Source organism: Streptomyces aurantiacus JA 4570, from assembly GCF_000414115.1.
Lineage (GTDB): Bacteria > Actinomycetota > Actinomycetes > Streptomycetales > Streptomycetaceae > Streptomyces > Streptomyces aurantiacus_A.
Genome location: NZ_AOPZ01000517.1, coordinates 1 through 1,723, shown reverse-complemented (window position 1 = coordinate 1,723; position 1,723 = coordinate 1). Strand labels below are relative to the sequence as shown.

Genomic DNA, 1,723 nt, shown 5'->3' with positions numbered 1-1,723 from the left:
GACTCCGGGCGGGGTGGGCGTTGATCGCCGCTTCGCGGCTCGTCCTCAAGCGCCGGACGGGCTTATTGTCCACCGGCCGCTTGAGGGATACCGCGTGGCATGATTCGCGCGTGACTCACCTCCCGTACCGCCGCGCCGCGGTCCTCTGTGCTCTCGCGATACTTGCCGCCGGCTGTGGGCAGTCGGCGGGATCCGGGCGGGACGGCGCGGGCGGCCCCGCCACCCGTGTGGCGGGCCAGGGCGGGGCGCCCCCGACGCCGTCCGGCCCCGGCCCGGCCCCCTCGTACGGCGTCACCCCGGACACCTTGCCGCCCGACGCCTCGGACGGGCCGCGCTACGGCGATCTGACCGGACCCGAGGTGCCGGAGCGGCCTGCCGAGGCGAGCCGCGACTGCCGGGGCAAGAAGGGGGTTCTGGTCGAACCCGGGCCCGTCGACGCGGCGATGGGGCTGCGGGCGATGACGGTGACGCTGACGCACTGCGGCACCGGCACCTACCGGCTCAACGGCTACCCGGACCTGCGGGTGCTCGACGCGGACCGCGAACCCCTCGACGTACGCGGCCTCAAGGGCACGGACGAGATCACCACCGGCATGCGCGACCCCGGGCCGCACCCCGTGGCGCTCGCGCCCCGCCAGTCCGCGACGGTGGCCGTGGTGTGGCGCAACACCTACACCGACACGACCAATCCCGCCGTGCACGCCCCGCACCTGCGGGTCGTCGCGGGCCCGGGCGCCCCGGCCCGGACCGTCACGCCGCACGGCGGCATCGACCTCGGCAGCACGGGGCGGATCGCGACGACGGCCTGGACGAAGTTCACGCCCGCGTGATGGCCGAAAATCGCCGCACCGGGAACAGGCTTTCGGACGCAGGAAGGTTTCTGCCGACGGGAGACGGCTTCGCGGTGAAGGGTCCGGCTGGTCGCCGCGGTCCGGCCGCCGCCCCCGCTGCCTGGATCATCGAGGGCCTACCCCTCGGTAACACGCGCGCGCCGCACATGAGTCCTTTCGCGACGAACCTTCCGGACAGTGACCCCCGTCGCTGAATGCCCGCCTCCACTGTGCGATCTTGTGACTAGCATGACCATCACAAGTGCCGTCGGAAGACAGCGCCACAGGGCGGACTTCCCTCGCGACGGCACCCAGTTGAGGGCGGGCCGTCTCCCCTTTTCGGCCCGCGCACCGTGCCGACCCCGAGGGACCGGAATGACACAGCCCGCCGATCGCCGTCCGGACCGCACCCCGAGCACCCGGCGAACGGCGTACACGCTGCCCGTGTGCCTCCTCGCCGCCGCGGCCGTAGCGGGCGCCGCCGTCGCCGCGCTCGCGCCGGCCGGCGCACGTGGCTGGGTGGGCGCTGCCGCGGCCGGGGGCTGGGTGCTGCTGACGGTCGCGGTCTGCGTCGGACTCACGACGGCGGGCAGGCTGCGGGCGCGGGTCGCCGAGGCCGAGGACGAACTGCACGGTGTGCGCGGCCAGTTGGACCACCGCACGGCGGAGGACATGGGCCTGGCCCAGGTGACCCTGCCCGCGGTGGCGCGCCTGGTCCACCAGGGCACCGCCCCCGACGAGGTGCTGCGCGCCTGGTCCACCAGGGCCCCGCCCCCGACGAGGTGCTGCGGCAGACCCGGCCGCCCGCCCTGCCCTCGCAGCGCGAACTGCTGCGCGTGTGCGTGACCGCGCTGGCCGACGCGGAGCAGCGCGCCGCCACCGCCACCGCCGCC

The 1,723-nt window shown here is 75.2% G+C and carries 2 protein-coding genes; both read left to right on the top strand.

Annotated elements, in window-relative coordinates; genetic code table 11:
* Positions 1-110: 110 nt before the first annotated feature.
* Complete coding sequence (locus tag STRAU_RS36660) at positions 111-830, top strand: DUF4232 domain-containing protein (protein ID WP_078621735.1); 720 nt, start codon at positions 111-113, stop codon at positions 828-830.
* Between the two features lie 375 nt (positions 831-1,205).
* Positions 1,206-1,676, top strand: a complete 471-nt coding sequence (locus STRAU_RS36655) for a hypothetical protein (RefSeq protein ID WP_016645444.1) — start codon at positions 1,206-1,208, stop codon at positions 1,674-1,676.
* Positions 1,677-1,723 lie beyond the last annotated feature (47 nt).

Excerpts from the sequence above, each read along its gene's own strand:
- STRAU_RS36655 (WP_016645444.1), top strand. The coding sequence starts at position 1,206 with ATGACACAGCCCGCCGATCGCCGTCCGGACCGCACCCCGAGCACCCGG.